Below are 18,992 nucleotides of genomic sequence, written 5' to 3' on the forward strand. Positions count from 1 at the left end.
ATCCTGCCGATCTTCAGGATCGGGCTGGGGGCGCCGCTGGGATCGGGGAAGCAGTACTGGTCGTGGATCACGGTCCAGGACTGGGTGGGCGCTGTCCTTCATGTGCTGAAAAATCGGGACATCGAGGGTCCGGTCAACTTCACCTCCCCCACGCCAGTCACCAACGCCGAATTCACGCGTACCCTCGGAAAAGCCCTGCGCAAGGGCACCGTGCCGATGCCCGTGCCGGCGTTCGCGCTGGCCGCCGGGCTCGGCGAGTTCGCGCGCGAGGCGTTGCTGCCCGGTCACCGGATCGTGCCGGCCAAGCTGACCGCCGGCGGCTACCGCTTCGCTCATAGCAGTCTCGACGAGGCGCTGCGCGCCGTACTCTAGTGGCCGTTCGGCCTTCGGCAGGTGGGGAGATACTTGACATGACTCGCTCGGGCCAGTCGCACATACTCGCGATCGGGGGCGGATCGTTCCGCCCGAGCAGGCGCCACAACATCATCGAGGCGAGCGCCCTGCTGCGCTACGGCCTCGACCTGACGGGGCAGGACCGGCCGAAGCTCGGCCTGATCGCCACCGCGACCGGCGACTCGGCGGACTGGCTGCTGAAGATGTACGGCGCCTTCGAGGGCTGGGACGTCGAGCTGAGCCACCTGACGGTGTTCCCGATGCCCAACATCGAGGACCCCCGGGCGTGGATGCTCGACCAGGACATGATCTATGTCAGCGGCGGCAGCGTGGCCAACCTGATGGCGCTGTGGCGGTTGCACGGGTTCGACGAGGCGCTGGAGGAGGCGTGGCGGGCCGGGGTGGTGCTGTCCGGGCAGAGCGCGGGGGCCCTGTGCTGGCACGTCGGAGGCAACACCGACTCCTTCGGTCCCGACCTGCGGGTGTGGGCCGAGGGGCTGGGCCTGCTGCCCTACTCGTGCGGCGTCCACTACAACTCCGACCCGCAGCGCCGCTCACTGCTGCAGCAGTCGGTGGCCGACGGGGAGCTGCCCGAGGGTTACGCCGCCGACGAGGGCGTCGCGCTGCACTATGTGGGGACGGAGTTCATCCAGGCGGTGAGCGTGGACGCCGGCTCGTACGCGTACAAACTGGAGGGTGACGGGGCGGGCGGGGTCAAGGAGGTCACCATCGAGCCGCGGCTTCTGACCCCCTGATTACCCTTCAAGGGTGAGGCAACGGCACAATAGGCTCATGCGCCCCATCCACGGGGACGATCCCCACGCACTCGCCATCGTCCGCCTTGGTGTCGACGTCCCCTACGAGCAGGCCTGGGCGCTGCAGCGCTGGGTGCACGGCAAGCGGGTCGCCGGTGAGGTGACCGACACCGTCCTGTTCCTGGAGCACGCGCCCGTCTACACCGCGGGCAAGCGCACCGCCGCGCACGAGCGCCCGGCCGACGGCACCCCGGTCGTCGACGTCGATCGCGGCGGCCGCCTCACCTGGCACGGGCCCGGGCAACTGGTCGCCTATCCGATCGTCGGCATCACCGACGTGGTGGCCTACGCCTGCCGCCTGGAGGACACCATGATCCAGGTCTGCGCCGACTTCGGCGTCACGGCCAGGCGGGTGCCCGGCCGCGGCGGCGTCTGGGCGGCCGGCGACGCCAGCCTGGGCCTGCCCGACCGCCAGCTCGGCGCGGTCGGCATCCGGGTCGCGCGCGGCGTCACCATGCACGGCTTCGCGCTCAACTGCGCCAACGATCCCCGCTGGTTCAGCCGGATCGCGCCGTGCGGCCTGCCCGGCGTGGGCGTCTCGTCGTTGTCGGCGGAGACGGGCCGCCGCATCGTGGTCGAGGAGGTCATGCCGATCGCGGAGAAACGGCTCGCCGAGGCGCTGGGTCTGGAGCCGTACGAGCTGCATGAGGAAGACCTGCTCCGGCGGTAATCGAATCGGCATCTGGTAAGCGAAAAATCCGCATATCTCGGGCTTACCATCGCCCATGTGAAGCGTTTCCTCGCTCTCATTCTCGCGCTCATGGTGCACCTGCTGACGCTGGGGTTCCTCGCGCTGGGCGCGTGGGCCGTCCTGGCGCACCTCGACTCCCTTCTCGCGTGGGTGCTCGGCGGCCTGAGCCTGGCCGTCGGCTGGGTGCTGCGGCCACGCCTGGGCAGCCTGCCCGCCGACGCCGAGGTACTCGACCGGGCCGGCGCCCCGGAGCTGTACGCGGTCGCGGACCGGGTGGCCGACCGGGTCGGCGTCCGGCGGCCGGCGAAGGTCGCGATCAGGGACCTGGCCACGGAGACCCACTACGAACGCGTCGGCCTGTCGCGTACCCCGGTGCTGGTCGTCGGACTGCCGCTGTGGCTGGCGCTGCCGCCGAAACAGCGGGTGATCCTGCTGGCCACCGGGTACGCCCACGTCCCGGCCGGCGAGGAGCTGATCGTGAACGGCGCGCTGAGCACTCTGGACGCCTGGCGTGACGCCCTGTTCGAGGCCGGGCCGCTGAGGGTCAGGGAGGAGGCGCAGACCAAGATGACGGCCTCCTCACTCGGCGTCGGTGACCAGCCGGGGACCACGTACGAGGTGGCGGGGTTCTTCGGCCGCCTGTTCGGGCGGGTGCTCGGCGGGCCCGTGCTGCTGGTGGCGTACGTGCTGACCAGGCTGACCCGGGCCGGCGAGAGCCGTGTCGTGGCCCGCAGGCAGGCGCTGGCGGAGCGGGTGGCGACCGCGCGGGAACTGGCGGCGCTGGAGGAGCTGACGGCCGGCGGCGGCTACCTCGCGCCGATGCAGGCGGCGGCGCTGCGCGGCGAGAGCGTGCCGGCGATCAGGCAGCGGGCGCTGGCCAGGTTCCAGCTCACCGACGACGGCGTCCTCACCTCGGCGCCGCAGTCCGAGCTGCTCGGCACGCGGGAGTCCGAGCTGATCGACGCGGAGCTGCTCCCGCACTACACACGGGCGATCCGCGGCTTCGGCCTCATCTCCTGACCGTCGGCACGCGGGCGATCCGCGGCTTCGGCCTCATCTCCTGACCGTCGGCACGCGGGCGATCCGCGGCTTCGGCCTCATCTCCTGACCCTTGAGCGGGCGGCTTCATCAGGAGACGTAAGCTGGGTACGTGACCGTTGCTCCTGAAGGCAGAAAGCTCCTCCGCCTGGAGGTGCGAAACGCCGAAACCCCTATCGAGCGCAAGCCCCCGTGGATCAAGACCAAGCTGAAGACGGGCCCCGAATACACCGAGCTGAAATCGCTCGTGCGCCGCGAGGGTCTGCACACGGTCTGTGAAGAGGCGGGCTGTCCCAATATCTATGAGTGCTGGGAAGATCGCGAGGCGACGTTCCTCATCGGCGGCGACCAGTGCACGCGCCGCTGCGACTTCTGCCAGATCGACACGGGCAAGCCGAAGGAATACGACCGTGACGAGCCGCGCAGGGTGGCCGAGTCGGTCCAGCAGATGGGCCTGCGCTACGCGACCGTGACCGGCGTGGCCCGCGACGACCTGCCCGACGGCGGCTCCTGGCTCTACGCGGAGACCGCGCGCCAGATCCACGCGTTGCTGCCGGGCTGCGGCGTCGAGCTGCTGGTGCCCGACTTCAACGGCGACCGCGACCAGCTGGAGGAGGTCTTCTCCAGCAAGCCCGAGGTGTTCGCGCACAACGTCGAGACCGTGCCGCGGATCTTCAAGCGGATCCGGCCGGCGTTCCGCTACGACCGCTCGCTCGGGGTCATCACGATGGCCCGCGAGGCCGGGCTGGTGACCAAGTCCAACCTGATCCTGGGCATGGGCGAGACCCGCGAGGAGATCGTCGAGGCCATGCGCGACCTGCACGCGGCCGGCACCGACCTGCTGACGATCACCCAATACCTGCGGCCGACGCCGCGGCACCACCCGGTGGAGCGGTGGGTGAAGCCGGAGGAGTTCGTCGAGCTGCAGGCCGAGGCGGAGGCCATCGGGTTCGCCGGTGTGCTGTCCGGTCCGCTGGTCCGCTCGTCCTACCGGGCGGGCAGGCTCTTCAAGCAGGCCATCGAGGCGCGCCAGACCGTGTGAGGAAACCAGGCCCCGGGCTCGTCGCCCGGGGCTTTCGCATGCCCGGCAAAACAGCTGTCCGGCGATCAAAGCCATCGCTACCATGACAGGGCAGCCGACGGAGGTGCCGGGGGATGGCCGTTCTGATCCGCACGAGTGATCTGCCCGCCGGGCACCGTCACGACGCCTGGCGGAGCCTTGTGTGTGACACGCTGGGACCGCTCGACCTGCGGATCGATCCCGACGCGCCGCTGCGGGGCGAGATGCGGATGGCGCAGCTCGGCCGGGTGGGCGTCGGCAGGGTGCGTACGTCGACCCCGCACAGCATGCACCGCACCCCCGGGCTCATCCATCGTGGCAACCCCGAGCTGTACCGCGTCGTGCTGGCCATCTCGGGCAGCCCGCGCCTCGCCCAGGACGGCCGGCAGACCCGGCTCGCCCCGGGCGAGTTCGCGATCTACGACTTCACCCGGCCCTACGAGGTGGCCTACGACGCCGCGGTGCAACTGGCCGTGTTCAGCCTTCCGCATGACCTGCTGGCGCTGCCGATCGGCTCCGTCGCCGCGCTCACGGCGGTGCCCATCACGGCCGAGTCCGGCACCGCGGCGCTGGCAGCGCCGCTGCTGCGCCGGGTGGCGCTCGATCTGGAGACCTACCGGCCGGGCAGCGCCGCCAAGCTCGGCACGGTGGTGATGGACCTGGTCGGCGCCGCCGTCGCCGAACGCCTGGAGTCGGTGGAGTCGCTGCCCGAGGACTCGCGGCAGCGCACGTTGCTGCTGCGCGTCCACGCCTTCATCGAGGAGCGCCTCGGCGACATCGACCTCGATCCGGCCACTGTCGCGGCGGCGCACCACATCTCCGTGCGCTACCTGCACCGGCTGTTCGAGACGGAGAACACGACGGTGGCCGCGTGGATCAGGGAGCGGCGTCTGGAGCGGTGCCGCGCGGAGCTGGCCGCCGGTGGCAGCCAGCCCGTGAGTGTGATCGCGGCCAGGTGGGGGCTGCCGGACTCGGCCCATTTCAGCAGGTTGTTCCGGCGCGCGTACGGCGTGCCGCCCGCGGAATACCGCCGCGCGCACAGCCTTCCGCCAGGCGACCACCGCCTCGTCGGCGCGGTGCTCTGAACGTCAGCTGTGCGCTGAACGTCAATCCGCCCGGCGCGCAGATCCAAGACCGGCGCGCCGCCGATCAGCAGACTGGAGGTGTTCCGCTGGATCGACGTGAAGGGATCAGCACAATGCAGCTGTTCGTGAACCTGCCGGTCAAGGATTTGGACCGCTCGACCGAGTTCTTCGCCTCCCTCGGTTTCAACCTGTTCGGCATGTCAGAAGGCATGGCGTCGGTGATCATCAGTGAGCAGACGCAGGTCATGCTGCTGACCGAGCCGACGTTCGCCACGTACGTCACCAAGGAGATCGCCGACGCCACCAAGACCACGGGAGCGATTCTGGTGCTGGGGATGGAGAACCCCGCCCAGGTGGACGAGCTGGTCGGCAAGGCGCTGGCGGCCGGGGCGACCACGGCGGGCGTGGCCCAGGAGGACGGCTTCAGGTACCAGCGCGGCTTCGCCGACCTCGACGGCCACCACTGGGAGGCGCTGTGTCTCGTCCAGCCGGCCGGCTGAGCGGCACGGCGATCTCGGCGGACGGCACCGCGATCGCCTTCGACCAGTACGGCTCCGGCCCGGCCGTGATCTTGGTCCACGGCGCGTTCACGGACCGGGCGCACCCCACTCTGGCGGCGGTGGCCGGCACCCTGGCGCCGTGGTTCACGGTGTTGAACTACGACCGCAGGGGCCGCGGCGGCAGCGGGGACACGCCGCCGTACGCGGTCGAGCGGGAGATCGAGGACCTGGCGGCGCTCATCGAGGCGGCGGGCCGGTCCGCCATGGTGTTCGGCGGCTCGTCGGGGGCCGCGCTGGCCCTGGAGGCCGCCGTGCGGATCCCGGCCATCACGAAGCTGGCCGTGTGGGAGCCGCCGTACCACGTGGACGACGGCGCGCCGCCGCTGCCGCTCGACCTCGCGGCGCGGCTCACCGCGCTGGTCGAGGCGGGCAGGCGGGGTGAGGCCGTCGAGCGGTTCATGGCGGCGGCCGGGGTGCCCGACGCGGCCGTGGCCGCGATGCGCGCCGACCCGTCATGGCCGCACGTGGAGAAGGTGGCGCACACCCTGGCCTACGAGGCCGCCGTCCTGGGCCCGGGCAACGCGCTGCCGGCCGCGCGGCTGGCCGCCGTCACGCAGCCGACGCTGGTGCTCAACGGCCGGGACAGCCCCCGGTGGATGACGAACGCGGGCCTGGCCGTCACGGCGGCGGTGCCTGGCGCGACCAGGCGCGTCCTGGACGACCAGGCGCACAACGTGGCCCCGGAGGCGCTCGTGCCGGAGTTGCTGGAGTTCTTCGTGGCCGCGTGAGGTGCCGGTCCCGCTCCGGCCGGGGGCGGGCCGGCACGCCGCCGACCCCCGTCTCATCACGAATGTGAGAATCTAGTCGCAAATGGCCGGGCCACGTTTTCCATAGCGCACCAGTTGGTTTGTATCCTTCTGAGCATGGCAAAGTCCGAGGACCAAGAGAAGCCGGGGCGTATCAAGCAGCTCCGCATGATCGCGAAGATCATCAAGCAGGCCAATCCCAAGGGGATGCCGATCGTCTTCCTCTCGGCGATAGGCACGCTCGCGGTGATCGTCGCGATCGGTCTGGTCACGGACTACCTGTGGTATTCCGTGTTCATCGGCATCCTGGCGGCCTTCACGGTGGGGCTGGTGGTGTTCGGGCAGCTCGCCCAGAAGGCCCAGTACTCGATCCTGCACGGGCAGACCGGCGCGGCGGCCGCGGTCCTCGAGGGCATGCGGGGCAACTGGCAGGTGACCCCGGCCATCGCGGTCAACCGCGACCAGGACCTGGTCCACCTCGTGGTCGGCCACCCGGGCGTGGTGCTGGTGTCGGAGGGGCCGGGCAACCGGGTGGCCAAGATGCTGGCGGCCGAGAAGAAGCGGGTCGCGCGGGTGGTGCTGGGCATCGAGATCTACGACGTCCAGTGCGGCGACGGCGAGGGCCAGGTCCCGCTCGGCAAGCTGCAGCGCCACATCATGAAGTTGCCGCGCAACATGAAGAAGCCCGCGATCAACGAGGTGAAGGACCGCCTGCGCTCGATCCCGCGGAACATGCCGATGCCCAAGGGCCCGATGCCCAAGGGCACCCGCATGCCGCGCGGCCCCAAGATGCGCTAGTGCTGTCCGTTTCTTCGCGGGCCAACCGTGGCTGGTGGGACGGCAACGCCGACGACTACCAGGTCGAGCACGGCTCGTTCCTGCGTGACAGCGGCTTCGTGTGGTGCCCGGAAGGGGTGGACGAGGCCGCCGCGCGCCTTCTCGGCGACGTACGCGGGCGGCGGGTGCTGGAGATCGGCTGCGGCGCGGCGCAGTGCGCGCGGTGGCTGGTGACGCAGGGGGCCGAGGTGGCGGCGTTCGACCTGTCGCACCGGCAACTGCGCCACTCCCAGCGCATCGACCTGGACACCGGCCTGCACGTCCCCGTGGTGCAGGCCGACGCCGAGTCGCTGCCGTTCGCCGATGCGGCCTTCGACCTGGCCTGCTCGGCGTTCGGCGCGCTGCCGTTCGTGGCCGAGCCGCTCGCCGTGTTCCGCGAGGTGCGCAGGGTGCTCAGGCCGGGCGGCCGGTTCGTCTTCTCGGTGAGCCATCCGATCCGGTGGGCGTTCCCCGACGATCCAGGCCCGCGGGGGCTGACGTCCGACCGGTCCTACTTCGACCGTTCCCCCTACGTCGAACGCGACGAGTCCGGCACGCCTGCCTACGTCGAGCACCACCGGACGATGGCCGACTGGGTGAACCTGGTGGTGGCCTCCGGGCTGGCCGTCACCGGACTGCTGGAGCCGGAGTGGCCCGAGGGGCACGAGCGGGTGTGGGGCGGCTGGAGCCCGCTGCGCGGCCGTCACCTGCCGGGGACCGCCATCTTCAGCTGCGCGCGTACCTAGCGGCCATGGCGTGGAAGACCGCCTTGGGCTCCCACCTCGTCTCGTCGAGCAGCTTGACCACGCCGTACGAGCCGAGGTCGGCCTCGCCGGTCCGGTTGTAGGCGGCGTAGGTGAACCACAGGGCGGTGTCCACGCCCTCCTGCTCGAAGACGTCCATCAGTTCGGTGAAGTAGCGGACCTGCTCGCCCTCGTCACGCACCGCGTCGCCGGGCACCACCCACGCCGAGCCGCCACGCTCGCCCGCGCCGCGGTAGGCGCAGGTGCCGAACTCCGTCACCGCGACCGGCTTGCCGTGCTTGAAGTGGGCGCGAAGCTCGTTCACGAAGTCGTGGGCGTTGTACGAGGCGCGGTAGGCGTCCACACCGGCCACGTCGAACGGGCCCCAGTCCACCGGCTCCCACGGCCCGGAGGCGTAGCTCAGCCGGCCGCCGAACAGTGGCCGCAAGGTCTCGGCCACCTCCGCCAGGTGGGCGTTGAAGCGCGGCATGACCTGCATCAGGGACATCCACCAGTCCGGGTCCGCGTTCATCATGACGCCGAGCCGCTCGCGGTAGGTCTCGCCCTCCATGAAGCCCTCGCAGAAGGCGGTCATCTCGCAGCCGGTGACCAGCACGACCTCGGCGCCGGTGCGGCGCAGGGACTCGGCGCGGCCGGCCGCGTCGGCGAGGAGGGCGAGCAGCTGGTCCCGCGTGAGGTCGACGGGGAACGGCGCGAACCAGACCTCCATGCCCGCGGCCGCGGCCTGCTCCGCCGCCACGCTCAGCCTCCCCGGATCGCTCCCGGAGACCCTGACGACCTGGCAGTGCAGGTCATCGGCGATCACCCGCATCTCGCGGGCCACGGTTGCCGCATCGAACGTCTTCCTGGAGTTGTCGTCGCCCGGCAGGAACCCCGTGTCATAGTTAATGCCTTTTTTCACGATTTTTCCCCTTTTATCGATGAAAGGCCGTGTTCGAGGACGTCGAAGGCCAGCTCCACCTCCGCCACGAGGCCACGCCCCGCCTCCTCCAGCGGCACGCCCGTGGAGAGCCGCTGGAAGAACCCCTCCTGCAGCGTGGTGACGGCGGCGGTGATCTGCCCGGCCGCGAGCCGCGCGGCCGGGGCGTCGTAGACGTCCTCGAGGGCGGCCGCCAGCTCGTAACGCTGACTCATGTGCACCCCGTGCAACGCGCCCATCAGCGCCGGATTCGACGAGATCACGCGGACCCTGGCCAGCAGCGCCCCGACGTCGACCGCGCCCGGCCCCTGAGCGGCCATCGACAGGTAGTGCGCGCGCAGGGCCTCGATCGGCGAGGTCCCCTCCTCGCGCCCGGCCACGACGGCGGCCATGTCGTCCGCCACCCCGTCGGTGACGAGGCACTCCTTGGTCGGAAAGTACGTGAACAGGGTGACCTTGGCGACCCCGGCCGCCTCGGCGATCTCGTTGACGGTCACCGCGTCGTAGCCGCGCTCGTCGAACAGCCGCAGCGCCACCTCGGAGATCCGCCGCCGGGTCTGTTCCTTCTTCAACTCTCTGAGCCCCGCCATCATGAGGGCAGCATAAACCGAACCGGGTATGTTTTTGAACCCGGTACGATTTTTTACATGCGGACGACCACCGTGTTCGACGCCCGGTCGTGGACGCCGCGGTGGTCGCGGTCCCAGATCAGGGCGGGCACGGCCAGGCACAGCAGAATGGTGCGTACGAGCACGGGGAACAGCCGCGGGTTGCCGCCGTCCATCGCGGCGACCCTGATCCCCAGCAGCCGGTGCCCGAACGTCTGCCCCATGAACCCGACCAGGAGCAGATACTGGACGGCGAAGACCGCCACCGGCGCCCACGGCGAGTCGGCCGGATTCATCCCGAACAGCAACTGCACGACGGCCCAGGTGCAGATCATCCAGTCGATGACCAGCGCGCCGATCCTGCGCCCCCACCCGCTGATCGACCCGCTGCCCTCTTCGGGGAGCCCCAGCCGCTGGCCGGGGTATCCGAGGTCGACTCCGGCGGACCGGATGCCGCCCAGCCAGGTCTGCGTCCACCGAGGCTCGTTGCCGCTCATGCCCTCAACGGTATCCGCCCAGGGGGCCGGTCGGGATTGTGACCCAACCGCGTCACAGGGCGGTCATCATGTACGCCATGCCACACGGGGATGACCTTGACGCGCGCTTCGACGCGCTCGTCGGGCAGATCGACGCCGAGCAGCGGCGCAGGATGCGGGCCGCCGCCAAATCGGGGGCCAGAGCGGCCCGCCGTGACCCCTCGGACCAGCGGCCGAGCCCCGTGCCCGGCCAGGACGGGCCCTGGGCGGAGCCGCCCCGCCGGGGCGGACGCACCTGGCTCGCGATTGCCGCGATCACGGCGTTGATCGCCGCCGCGGGCGTGGCCGTGACCGTACGCCCCGACCTGCTCGCCGGCGGCGGCCCGGTGCCCGAGGAGACGATGCCGGTGCTCGCGGCGCCCATCCTCGCGGCGGATCCGTTCGCGGGCTCCCCCGCGGCGGACTACGCCGACGGCGTCAAGGGCTTCGTGATGCCCGAGGCGAAGGCGCTGGGCGGGCTGTCGAAGGAGGACGTCGCCAAGGGGCTGGAGCGGACGCGCGACCTGCTGGCCGCCGCCTACCTCGACGAGAAGACGCTGCTCGGCGGCTACCCTGACGCGTTCGTCAAGGCGCTGGACCAGCAGCAGCGCGGCTGGTTCCGCGACGGGCTGGACGACGCCGAGGGCCCCACCAGGAACCTGGTGAACAGCCTCGCACCGAAGACGGCCGAGCTCATCACCGACGTGATCAAGGTGAAGGGCGAGGTCACGCTGGGCACGTTCGAGGAGGACGGCTGGCGCGGGGTCGAGGTGACGCTGAACCACCTGATCGTGTACGCACTGCAGCGCCCCGGCCAGCCCAGGACCGCCACCAGGCTCGTCACGCACTCCTCCGGCAGGGTGCACCTCTACCGCGACTCCGACCGGCTCATCGTCTGGGTGGAGGAGCTGGGCGCGAGCGCGACGCCCGCCCGCTGCGACGTCGAGGACGGGTTCATCCACCCGTACTACGAGGACTCGGCTCCGGACGAGGTGGTCGTCTCCGGGCCGCCGTCGGATCCGTACGTGCTGGAGGACGAGCCGGGCGACGGGTGCGAGGCTTCGCAGAGCACCTGACCTGCGTAACACGTGCGAAACAAATGAGACACCATTCGGAAACGGCCAAGTCCTAGCGTCGCAATGATGACCAGTCCCCAGGGAGGTTCGAGAGTGTTCAACTCCGCCGACGACGTCCTGAAGTTCATCAGTGACGAAGGGGTGCAGTTCGTCGATGTCAGGTTCACCGACCTGCCGGGGACGACGCACCACTTCACCTTCCCGGTTGAGAACTTCAGTGCGAGCGTCTTCACCGACGGACTCATGTTCGACGGCTCGTCGATCCGCGGATTCCAGGCGATCCATGAGTCCGACATGCTCCTGCTGCCCGACCCGACCAGCGCCGTGGTGGACCCGTTCCGCCAGCACAAGACGCTCAATCTGAACTTCTTCGTGCACGACCCGCTGACCGGCGAGGCCTACAGTCGTGATCCGCGCAACGTCGCGCGCAAGGCCGAGGAGTTCCTGCGGGGCACCGGCATCGCCGACACGGTCTTCTTCGGCCCCGAGGCCGAGTTCTACATCTTCGACGACGTGCGCTTCGAGACGAAGCAGCACGCCGGCTACTACTACATCGACTCGATCGAGGGCGCCTGGAACACCGGCAAGGCGACCGAGGGCGGCAACCTCGGTTACAAGCCGCGTTACAAGGGCGGCTACTTCCCGGTCCCGCCGATGGACCACTTCACCGACCTGCGCTCGGAGATGGTGCGCAACCTCATCGAGTGCGGCATCGACGTCGAGATGCAGCACCACGAGGTCGGCACGGCCGGTCAGGCCGAGATCGACTTCAAGTTCGGGACGCTGCTCAAGACCGCCGACAACCTGATGCTGTACAAGTACATCATCAAGAGCACGGCCATGGAGTACGGCCACACGGTCACCTTCATGCCCAAGCCGCTCTTCGGTGACAACGGCTCCGGCATGCACTGCCACCAGTCGCTGTGGAAGGACGGCTCGCCGCTCTTCTACGACGAGGTCGGCTACGCGGGCCTGTCCGACACGGCCCGCTACTACATCGGCGGCCTGCTCAAGCACGCGCCGTCGCTGCTGGCCTTCACCAACCCGACGGTCAACTCCTACCACCGCCTGGTTCCCGGCTACGAGGCCCCGGTCAACTTGGTCTACAGCCAGCGCAACCGGTCGGCGTGCGTACGCATCCCGATCACGGGCTCCAACCCGAAGGCCAAGCGCATCGAGTTCCGCGTGCCCGACCCGTCGTGCAACCCGTACTTCGCGTTCGCGGCGATGCTGATGGCCGGCATCGACGGCATCCGCAACAAGATCGAGCCGCCTGAGCCGGTCGACAAGGACCTCTACGAGCTGCCGCCCGAGGAGGCCCGCAACATCCCGCAGGTGCCCGGGTCCCTCACCGACGTGCTCAACGCGCTGGAGGAGGACCACGACTACCTGCTCGAGGGCGGCGTGTTCACGCCTGACCTGATCGAGACGTGGGTGGCGTACAAGCGGGAGAACGAGGTCGACCCGATCCGGCTGCGCCCGCACCCGCACGAGTTCGAGCTCTACTACGACGTGTGACCGGTTAGCGCGCGGAAGTCGTGAAGTCGAAAGCCCGTGGGAAGGTCTTGCACCTTGCCGCGGGCTTTCCGCATCGCCGCCTATCCGGCGGGGGTCGATGCACGTAGACGCTCATGCCGAACTCCACGACCCTGGACTCACCCGGGCGGACGAAGTGGCCGCTCACATGGGCGGGATCGAAGGTGTGGGTAGACCACCGATCGGGTGGTATCGGCCGGACATGCCATGTGACCAGCACATGTGACCCCGTTCATCCGTCTCTGGTCTAAACAGATCCGCCCCGTGGTCTGGTCTCGGCTCTCCTCCTGCGCTTAGCGTGCTGGACAGGGAGGTGAGAACCTTGCCGGGAAAAAGGACGGCAGACCGTACGGGCGAGACGCGCGCCCTCCTCCGACCTGGTCCACTCTCTCCCGCCGGGCGAGCGCATCCCGTCCGAGCGCGACCTCGCCGAGCGCTGGGGCGTGGCCCGGATGACGCTGCGCAAGGCGATCGACCGGCTCGTCCTGGAAAGCCTGCTCGAACGGCGGCACCGGCGCGGCACGTACACCTGCCGCCCGAGGGTGCGACGGCACCTGACGATCTCCTCCTTCACCGAGGAGATGACCCGGCGCGGCATCGAGGCCGGCAGTAGGACCCTGGCCATGCGGCGGATCCGCGCGACCACCGAGGTGGCCAGGCGCCTGCGGGTGCCAGAGGGCGAATCGGTCATCCGTTTCACCCGGCTGCGTCAGGGCGACGGCGAGCCGGTGGCGATCGAGACGAGCTACGTCCCCGCCGCGCTGTTCCGGGACCTGACCGAGGCGGACCTGGACGGCTCGTGGTACGCGGTGATGGCCGAGAAATACGGCGTGGACATCAGCGCGGGCACTGCCGAGGTCCAGCCCGCCCTCCCCGACGAGCGCACCGCCGAGCTGCTGGGCATCACCGCCGCCGACCCGTGCTTCCGGATCCGCACGGTGGTCAGGGACCACCGCGGCAGGGTCGTGGAGTACGGCGAGTCGGTCTGCCGGGGCGACTACTACACGATCACGGTCGACCTCGTGCCGACCTAGCACCACACCCCCACCCCGTAAGACCTGGAGGTAACCATGCCCAGGTACCGCAAGCATCAGCGTCTACTGGCAATTACGGCCGTCCTCATCTCCGCCGCCGGCGGGGTCGCGGCCTGTGGCGGTGGCGGTTCCGGCGACGGCACGGTCACGCTGACCTTCTGGACCCACACCCACCCCCCGATGATCGACCTGAACAAGAAGCTCATCGCCGAGTACGAGGCCAAGAACCCCAAGGTCAAGATCGAGTACCAGACCATCCCCAACACCGAGTTCGGCACCAAGATGCTCACCTCGCTCAGCACGGGGGCCGGCCCGGACATCATCAACATGGACGACAACGCCCTGCGCGGCGAGTACATCCCCAAGAACCTCGTCGCCCCCGTCGACCCGGCCGCCTTCGGCAAGTCCTCGCCCGCCGACCTCGAAAGCGGCTACGTGCCCGGCACCCTCGACGGGGCCAAGGACGCCAAGGGCACCCTGTACGGCGTACCGAGCGAGTTCAACGGCACCGCCTTCGCGATCAACACCAAGCACTTCGAGGACGCCGGCCTCGACCCCGACCAGCCGCCGAAGACGTGGCAGGAGGTCATCGAGGCGGGCAAGGCGCTCAACCAGGCCGGGCACAAGCAGGCGTTCAACTTCCTGTACCTGCACTCCGGCTGGTACGGCCAGTGGTTCCAGACCCTGACCAACCAGACCGGCGGGGCGATCCTGTCACCGGACGGCAAGGCGCCCGCGCTCCAGTCGCCCGGCACCAAGCAGGCGCTCGACCTGTGGGTGGAGCTGGCCAGGACCTCGGGCATCGCCGACCCGAAGACGTCCTCACGGGACGCGACCGTGCCCTTCCAGGACCTGGCGGGCGGCACGCAGTCGATGGCCGTCGTCTACCCCTGGGCGATGGAGCAGATCCGCCAGTCCAATCCGGACACCTACAAGGACCTGGCCGTGGTGCCCCTCCCCCAGGCGAACCCGGACAAGCCGGTCAGCCGGGTCTACGGCTACTTCTGGGCGGTCAGCAAGGCCAGTGAGCAGCAGGCCGAAGCCTGGAAGTTCGTCTCGTACCTGGCGAGTCAGCATGACCGCTGGCTCAGCGACGTGAACTTCGTCCAGCCCGTCACCGGCTGGCAGGACAGCGCGCCGGCGAAGAAGATCCCGTCCATCGACGTGATCGCGGACGCGTACGCCCAGGGCCGCTACGACCAGGTCGGGCCGCACTGGAACGAGGTGCTGGACATCGTGCGCAAGGCCGTCGACGAGGCGGTCTTCGACGGCAAGCCGGTGGACACCGTGCTGAGCGAGGCCGACGCGGCCGTACAGCGGAGTCTCAGTTGAGCGTCGCCACCGCCACACCGACGACCCGCCGCCCGCCCAGGCCCGCGCCGCGGCGGCCCCGGGTGACCGGCAGGAACGTGCTCGGCGCGATGCTGTCGCTGCCCGCGCTGGTGTTGTTCGCGCTCTTCGCGATCTATCCCGGCCTGCGGGTGTTCTACCTGAGCCTGTTCGACTACAGCCTGACCGCGCCGCCGACGTTCGTGGGGCTGGAGAACTTCGCGTTCCTGGCCGAGGATCCGCGTTTCCACGAGGCGCTGCTCAACTCGCTGATCTACACGGTGGGGACGTACCTGCCTGCGCTGGCCCTGGCGCTTGTGCTGGCGCTGGCGCTGTCGCGGAAGATGGCGGGCGCCGGCTGGGTCCGGCTGCTGTACTTCCTGCCGGTGGCGACGAGTTGGGTGGCCATCTCGGTGGTCTGGCGGCTGGTGCTGCACCCGGACGGGCTGCTCAACCAGACGCTCGGGCTGGACGTGGACTGGCTGACCAGCTCCGCGGCGGCCAAGTGGGCGCTGGTGATCATGAGTGTCTGGAAGGAGACGGGTTTCTTCCTCATCCTGTTCCTCGCCGGGCTGTCCCGCCTGCCTCCCGAGGTGTACGAGGCCGCCCAGGTGGACGGCGCGAACGCCTGGCAGAGCTTCTGGCGGATCACGTTCCCGCTGCTCAAGCCCATCACCGCGATCTGCTCGGTGATGGGGATCATCAGGGGGTTGCAGGCGTTCAGCCCGCAGGTGGTGCTGACGGACGGCGCCTTCGGGACCGAGGTGGTCAACCTGTTCGTCTACAAGACCGCCTTCGAGAACGCCCGCATGGGGCGGGCCAGCGCGGTGGCCGTGTTCATGTTTCTCGTCCTGGTCGCGGTGACCCTGCTGCAACTACGCGCCTTCCGCAGGGAGGACGCATGACGGCCCGATCACGCCTCATGGGCTGGGCGTTGTTCCTCGTCGTGACCGCCGGGGGCGTCGCCTTCGCGGCCGTGCTGGCGTACGCGGTGATCTCGGCGCTGAAACCGCCAGGCGAGGTGCTGTCCGTGCCGCTGCGGTGGTGGCCGAGCCAGGTGGACTGGCACAACTTCGCGCGGCCGTTCCTGGAGACGCCCTTCGCGCGTTACTTCGCCAACAGCGTGGTCGTCGGCGTCGTCGTGACCCTCATGAACGTCGTCACCTGCACGCTCGCCGGCTACAGCTTCTCCAAGTTCAGCTATCCCGGACGCAACGTGGCCTTCGTGATCGTGCTGGCCACGCTGATGGTGCCGCTCGAGGTCATCTACGTGCCGTTGTACTCGCTGATCTACGACCTGGGCTGGGTCAACAGCTTCGCTGGGCTCATCATTCCGGCGGGGACCAGCGCGTTCGGCATCTTCCTCATGCGGCAGTGCATCGACGCCGTGCCCGACGAACTGCTTGAGGCCGCCAGGCTGGACGGCGCCGGCGTCTTCGTCAGCCTGGTCCGCATCGTCGTCCCGCTCGTACGAGGGCCCATGGCGGCGCTGGCGCTGTTCATCTTCATGATGAACTGGGACAGCCACCTCTGGCCCCTGCTGGTGGGGTCCGACGACGAGCACCGGACGCTGCCCGTCGGCCTGGCCGCGATGCAGGCCAACAACCTGGGCGCCGCCGGGGTGCCGATGATGATGGCGGCGGCGGTCCTCGCCATGGCGCCCACCGTCGCGCTGTTCCTCTCCCTGCAGCGGCGCTTCGTCGAGGGCGTGGCGATGAGCGCGGGGCTGAGATGAGCGGCGCCGCGTCGAGGGCTGGGGTGAGCGGCGTGTACGTGGGTGTGGACGGCGGGCAGTCCACCCTGCGGCTGACGGTCGCCGGCTCCGGGGCCGTCCACGAGGCGCCCGGTTTCCGCTATCCGAACCCCGATCCGGTGTCCGCCATGTGCGGCACCGTACGGCAGGCGTGGGCCTCGATGGACGAGCCGCCGGGATCGGTGACGCGGGCCGTGCTCGGGCTCAGCGGCCTGCCCGCCACGCCGGAACAGCGCGACCTGCTCGCCGGGAAGATCGCGTCCGTGCTGCGCGCCGAGGAGGTCGTCCTGTGCGCCGACAACGTCACCGCGCACGCCGGCGCCCTGCCCGACGGGCATGGCGTGGTGCTGACGATCGGCACCGGTGTCGGCTGCCTGGCCGTCGACGCGGCCACCGGCACGAGCGCCCGCGTCGACGGCTGGGGACATCTGTTCGGCGACGACGCCAGCGCCTTCGCCATCGGCCGGGCGGGCATCGCGGCCGTGCTGCGCGCACTCGACGGGCGCGGCCCGCGTACCGGGCTGTCGGAGCCCGCCCGCCGCCGGTACGGGCCGGTGCGTGAGATGCCGTCCCTGATCTACACCTCCGCCGCCCCCGTCGACGCCACCGCCAGGTTCGCGCCCGACGTCGTCGCGACGGCCGCCGATGGGGACGAGGTGGCGCTGGCCATCGTGACGGCCGCCGGGCGCGAACTGGCCCGTACCGCGGGCACGGCGGTGGGCCAGGTGTCCGGCGACGCGCCTGTCCCCGTCGCGCAGATTGGGCGGCTCGTCGAGTCGGGGGGCCGGCTCGTCGAGGCGTTCCTGGCCGAACTGGCGGCCGCCTGCCCGCGCGCCAGGCCCGTACTCGCGGAAGGCACCGCGCTGGACGGCGCGTGCCGCCTGGCCGTCTCCCCCGACCCGGCCCCCTACCGCTCCCGCCTGCACATCTATCGAGGTCTGTGACGCATGCTGCCTTTTCCCGCACGATCGCTGCTCGTCTCCTGCCAGGCCGCCGCGACCAGCCCGCTGCACGGCCCTGGCCCGATGACGATGATGGCCCGCGCCGCCGAGCAGGCCGGGGCCGTCGCGATCCGCGCCAACGGCCCGGCCGACGTCGCGGCCATCGCCGGCGCCGTCGGCGTGCCGGTCATCGGGATCAACAAGACGGGTGACCGCGCCGGGGTCTACATCACCCCGACGCTCGCCGCCGCCGCCGAGGTGATCCGCGCGGGCGCGGCCCTGGTCGCCCTCGACGGCACCACGCGGCCCCGGCCGGACGGCCTGACGCTCGCGGAGCAGGTCTCCGCGATCCACGACGGGTACGGCGTGCCGGTCATGGCCGACGTCGACGGTTACGAGGCCGGGCTCGCCGCCCGGGAGGCCGGGGCCGATCTCGTGGCCACCACGCTGTCCGGCTACACGGGTCCTGGGCCGGTGCCCGCCGAGCCCGACGTGGAGCTGGTGGCCAAGCTGGCCGGCGCGCTCGACTGCCCGGTGGTCGCGGAAGGCCGCTACACGACGCCCGAGTTGTTCCGTGCGGCGCTGGACGCGGGCGCGTACGCCGTCGTCATCGGCACCGCGATCACCAACCCGGGCGCCATCACCCGGCGCTTCCTGGGAGCGCTCGCTTGACCTCCGGTTACGGCCGCAGCGTCCTTCCCGTCCCTCCCGGCACCCCGCTGGGCGGGTACGCGGCCCGCCCAGGACCATCCACGGGCGTGCTGGACGAGTTGGAGGTCTCCGTCGTGACCCTGGGGCGGCTGGTCTGGGTGGTGGCCGACCTGCCGTACGTCAACGCCGACCTGGCCGGGGCGGTCCGCCTGGCCGTCCTCGAGGTGGCGCCGGGCCGGGACGTGTGGGTTTCGGCCACCCACACCCATGCGGGCCCCGAGACGTCGCGCTCCGACGACACATCGCTGACGCCCGCCCGGTGGCTGGCGGAGGTCCCCGTGGCGGCCGCCGCGGCGGCCCGTACGGCGGTTGCCAGGGAGCGGGAGGTCACGCTGAGCGTACGCAGGGTGCGGCTGTCCGGCGTGGGCGGCCAGCGCTCGGGCGCCCGTCCCCGCCGCACCGTACCCGTCGACGTCCTGTCGTTCGGCCCACCCGGCCGTCCACCTCTCAACGGGCCCGGCCACGCACCCAGTGGTGGCCCTGGTAGTGGGGGGCCGTACGGGGTGGTGGTGGTGTTGCCTGTGCATCCCACCGTGTTGGGTGCGGACAATCAGCTGGCCGGTGCGGACCTGGCCGGCGCGGTCCGGCGGGCGTTGGGGGCG

The 18,992-nt window shown here is 70.4% G+C and carries 22 protein-coding genes; 19 read left to right on the plus strand and 3 right to left on the minus strand.

Annotated elements, in window-relative coordinates; all coding sequences use genetic code 11:
• The 10 genes from ITP53_RS42240 to ITP53_RS42285 form a co-directional block, all read left to right on the plus strand.
• Positions 1 to 372: DUF1731 domain-containing protein (locus tag ITP53_RS42240; RefSeq protein WP_195901094.1), on the plus strand; the 372-nt coding region annotated here is incomplete at its 5' end.
• A gap of 38 nt (positions 373 to 410) precedes the next feature.
• Positions 411 to 1,148, plus strand: coding sequence for a Type 1 glutamine amidotransferase-like domain-containing protein (locus ITP53_RS42245; RefSeq protein WP_195901095.1), 738 nt, complete (start codon positions 411 to 413; stop codon positions 1,146 to 1,148).
• Positions 1,149 to 1,185: 37 nt separating this feature from the next.
• On the plus strand, positions 1,186 to 1,878 hold the full coding sequence (lipB, locus tag ITP53_RS42250) for a lipoyl(octanoyl) transferase LipB (RefSeq protein ID WP_195901096.1): 693 nt from the start codon (positions 1,186 to 1,188) through the stop codon (positions 1,876 to 1,878).
• Positions 1,879 to 1,935: 57 nt separating this feature from the next.
• Positions 1,936 to 2,919 (plus strand): M48 family metallopeptidase, encoded by a 984-nt coding sequence (locus ITP53_RS42255; protein WP_195901097.1) that lies wholly within the window; start codon positions 1,936 to 1,938, stop codon positions 2,917 to 2,919.
• Between the two features lie 130 nt (positions 2,920 to 3,049).
• Positions 3,050 to 3,979 carry a lipoyl synthase gene (gene lipA, locus ITP53_RS42260; RefSeq protein ID WP_195901098.1) on the plus strand — a complete coding sequence of 310 codons (930 nt, stop codon included), beginning with the start codon at positions 3,050 to 3,052 and terminating at the stop codon, positions 3,977 to 3,979.
• A gap of 113 nt (positions 3,980 to 4,092) precedes the next feature.
• A complete protein-coding gene (locus tag ITP53_RS42265) occupies positions 4,093 to 5,082 on the plus strand; it encodes an AraC-like ligand-binding domain-containing protein (protein WP_195901099.1) in 990 nt (329 codons plus the stop codon).
• 113 nt (positions 5,083 to 5,195) lie between these two features.
• Positions 5,196 to 5,582, plus strand: coding sequence for a VOC family protein (locus ITP53_RS42270; RefSeq protein ID WP_195901100.1), 387 nt, complete (start codon positions 5,196 to 5,198; stop codon positions 5,580 to 5,582).
• Positions 5,558 to 6,370 (plus strand): alpha/beta fold hydrolase, encoded by an 813-nt coding sequence (locus ITP53_RS42275; protein ID WP_195901101.1) that lies wholly within the window; start codon positions 5,558 to 5,560, stop codon positions 6,368 to 6,370. The genes ITP53_RS42270 and ITP53_RS42275 overlap by 25 nt, the downstream gene beginning before the upstream one ends.
• A gap of 135 nt (positions 6,371 to 6,505) precedes the next feature.
• Entirely contained in the window at positions 6,506 to 7,186 is a 681-nt protein-coding gene (locus tag ITP53_RS42280; RefSeq protein WP_195901102.1) for a DUF4191 domain-containing protein, read from the plus strand.
• Positions 7,186 to 7,950, plus strand: a complete 765-nt coding sequence (locus ITP53_RS42285; RefSeq protein ID WP_195901103.1) for a class I SAM-dependent methyltransferase — start codon at positions 7,186 to 7,188, stop codon at positions 7,948 to 7,950. Before ITP53_RS42280 ends, ITP53_RS42285 begins: the two co-directional genes overlap by 1 nt.
• Here ITP53_RS42285 and ITP53_RS42290 read toward each other — a convergent pair.
• The 3 genes from ITP53_RS42290 to ITP53_RS42300 are packed head-to-tail and all read right to left on the minus strand — an operon-like array spanning position 7,931 to position 9,992.
• Positions 7,931 to 8,869, minus strand: a complete 939-nt coding sequence (locus tag ITP53_RS42290) for a hypothetical protein (protein ID WP_328817531.1) — start codon at positions 8,867 to 8,869, stop codon at positions 7,931 to 7,933. The two genes, ITP53_RS42285 and ITP53_RS42290, sit on opposite strands and share 20 nt — an antisense overlap.
• Positions 8,866 to 9,480, minus strand: coding sequence for a TetR/AcrR family transcriptional regulator (locus ITP53_RS42295; protein WP_236051754.1), 615 nt, complete (start codon positions 9,478 to 9,480; stop codon positions 8,866 to 8,868). The genes ITP53_RS42290 and ITP53_RS42295 overlap by 4 nt, the downstream gene beginning before the upstream one ends.
• A 50-nt stretch (positions 9,481 to 9,530) precedes the next feature.
• Positions 9,531 to 9,992 (minus strand): RDD family protein, encoded by a 462-nt coding sequence (locus tag ITP53_RS42300; protein WP_195901104.1) that lies wholly within the window; start codon positions 9,990 to 9,992, stop codon positions 9,531 to 9,533.
• Positions 9,993 to 10,069: 77 nt separating this feature from the next.
• Between ITP53_RS42300 and ITP53_RS42305 the strand changes: the two genes are divergently transcribed.
• From ITP53_RS42305 to ITP53_RS42345, 9 genes are all read left to right on the plus strand, one after another.
• Positions 10,070 to 11,086, plus strand: a complete 1,017-nt coding sequence (locus tag ITP53_RS42305; RefSeq protein ID WP_195901105.1) for a hypothetical protein — start codon at positions 10,070 to 10,072, stop codon at positions 11,084 to 11,086.
• 93 nt (positions 11,087 to 11,179) lie between these two features.
• A complete protein-coding gene (gene glnA, locus ITP53_RS42310) occupies positions 11,180 to 12,604 on the plus strand; it encodes a type I glutamate--ammonia ligase (RefSeq protein ID WP_195901106.1) in 1,425 nt (474 codons plus the stop codon).
• A 395-nt stretch (positions 12,605 to 12,999) separates the two neighbouring features.
• Positions 13,000 to 13,656 carry a GntR family transcriptional regulator gene (locus ITP53_RS42315; protein ID WP_236051756.1) on the plus strand — a complete coding sequence of 219 codons (657 nt, stop codon included), beginning with the start codon at positions 13,000 to 13,002 and terminating at the stop codon, positions 13,654 to 13,656.
• Positions 13,657 to 13,692: 36 nt separating this feature from the next.
• Positions 13,693 to 14,988, plus strand: coding sequence for an extracellular solute-binding protein (locus ITP53_RS42320; RefSeq protein WP_195901108.1), 1,296 nt, complete (start codon positions 13,693 to 13,695; stop codon positions 14,986 to 14,988).
• On the plus strand, positions 14,985 to 15,890 hold the full coding sequence (locus tag ITP53_RS42325) for a carbohydrate ABC transporter permease (protein ID WP_195901109.1): 906 nt from the start codon (positions 14,985 to 14,987) through the stop codon (positions 15,888 to 15,890). Before ITP53_RS42320 ends, ITP53_RS42325 begins: the two co-directional genes overlap by 4 nt.
• Positions 15,887 to 16,720: a carbohydrate ABC transporter permease gene (locus ITP53_RS42330; protein ID WP_195901110.1), complete on the plus strand. Its 834-nt coding sequence runs from the start codon at positions 15,887 to 15,889 to the stop codon at positions 16,718 to 16,720. The genes ITP53_RS42325 and ITP53_RS42330 overlap by 4 nt, the downstream gene beginning before the upstream one ends.
• A gap of 32 nt (positions 16,721 to 16,752) precedes the next feature.
• Positions 16,753 to 17,682: a BadF/BadG/BcrA/BcrD ATPase family protein gene (locus ITP53_RS42335; RefSeq protein ID WP_195901111.1), complete on the plus strand. Its 930-nt coding sequence runs from the start codon at positions 16,753 to 16,755 to the stop codon at positions 17,680 to 17,682.
• Between the two features lie 3 nt (positions 17,683 to 17,685).
• Positions 17,686 to 18,351 carry an N-acetylmannosamine-6-phosphate 2-epimerase gene (locus ITP53_RS42340; protein WP_195901112.1) on the plus strand — a complete coding sequence of 222 codons (666 nt, stop codon included), beginning with the start codon at positions 17,686 to 17,688 and terminating at the stop codon, positions 18,349 to 18,351.
• Positions 18,348 to 18,992: hypothetical protein (locus tag ITP53_RS42345; protein WP_207757202.1), on the plus strand; the 645-nt coding region annotated here is incomplete at its 3' end. The genes ITP53_RS42340 and ITP53_RS42345, both read left to right, overlap by 4 nt.

Origin of the sequence: Nonomuraea cypriaca (assembly GCF_015645445.1) — a bacterium.
GTDB classification, from domain to species: domain Bacteria; phylum Actinomycetota; class Actinomycetes; order Streptosporangiales; family Streptosporangiaceae; genus Nonomuraea; species Nonomuraea cypriaca.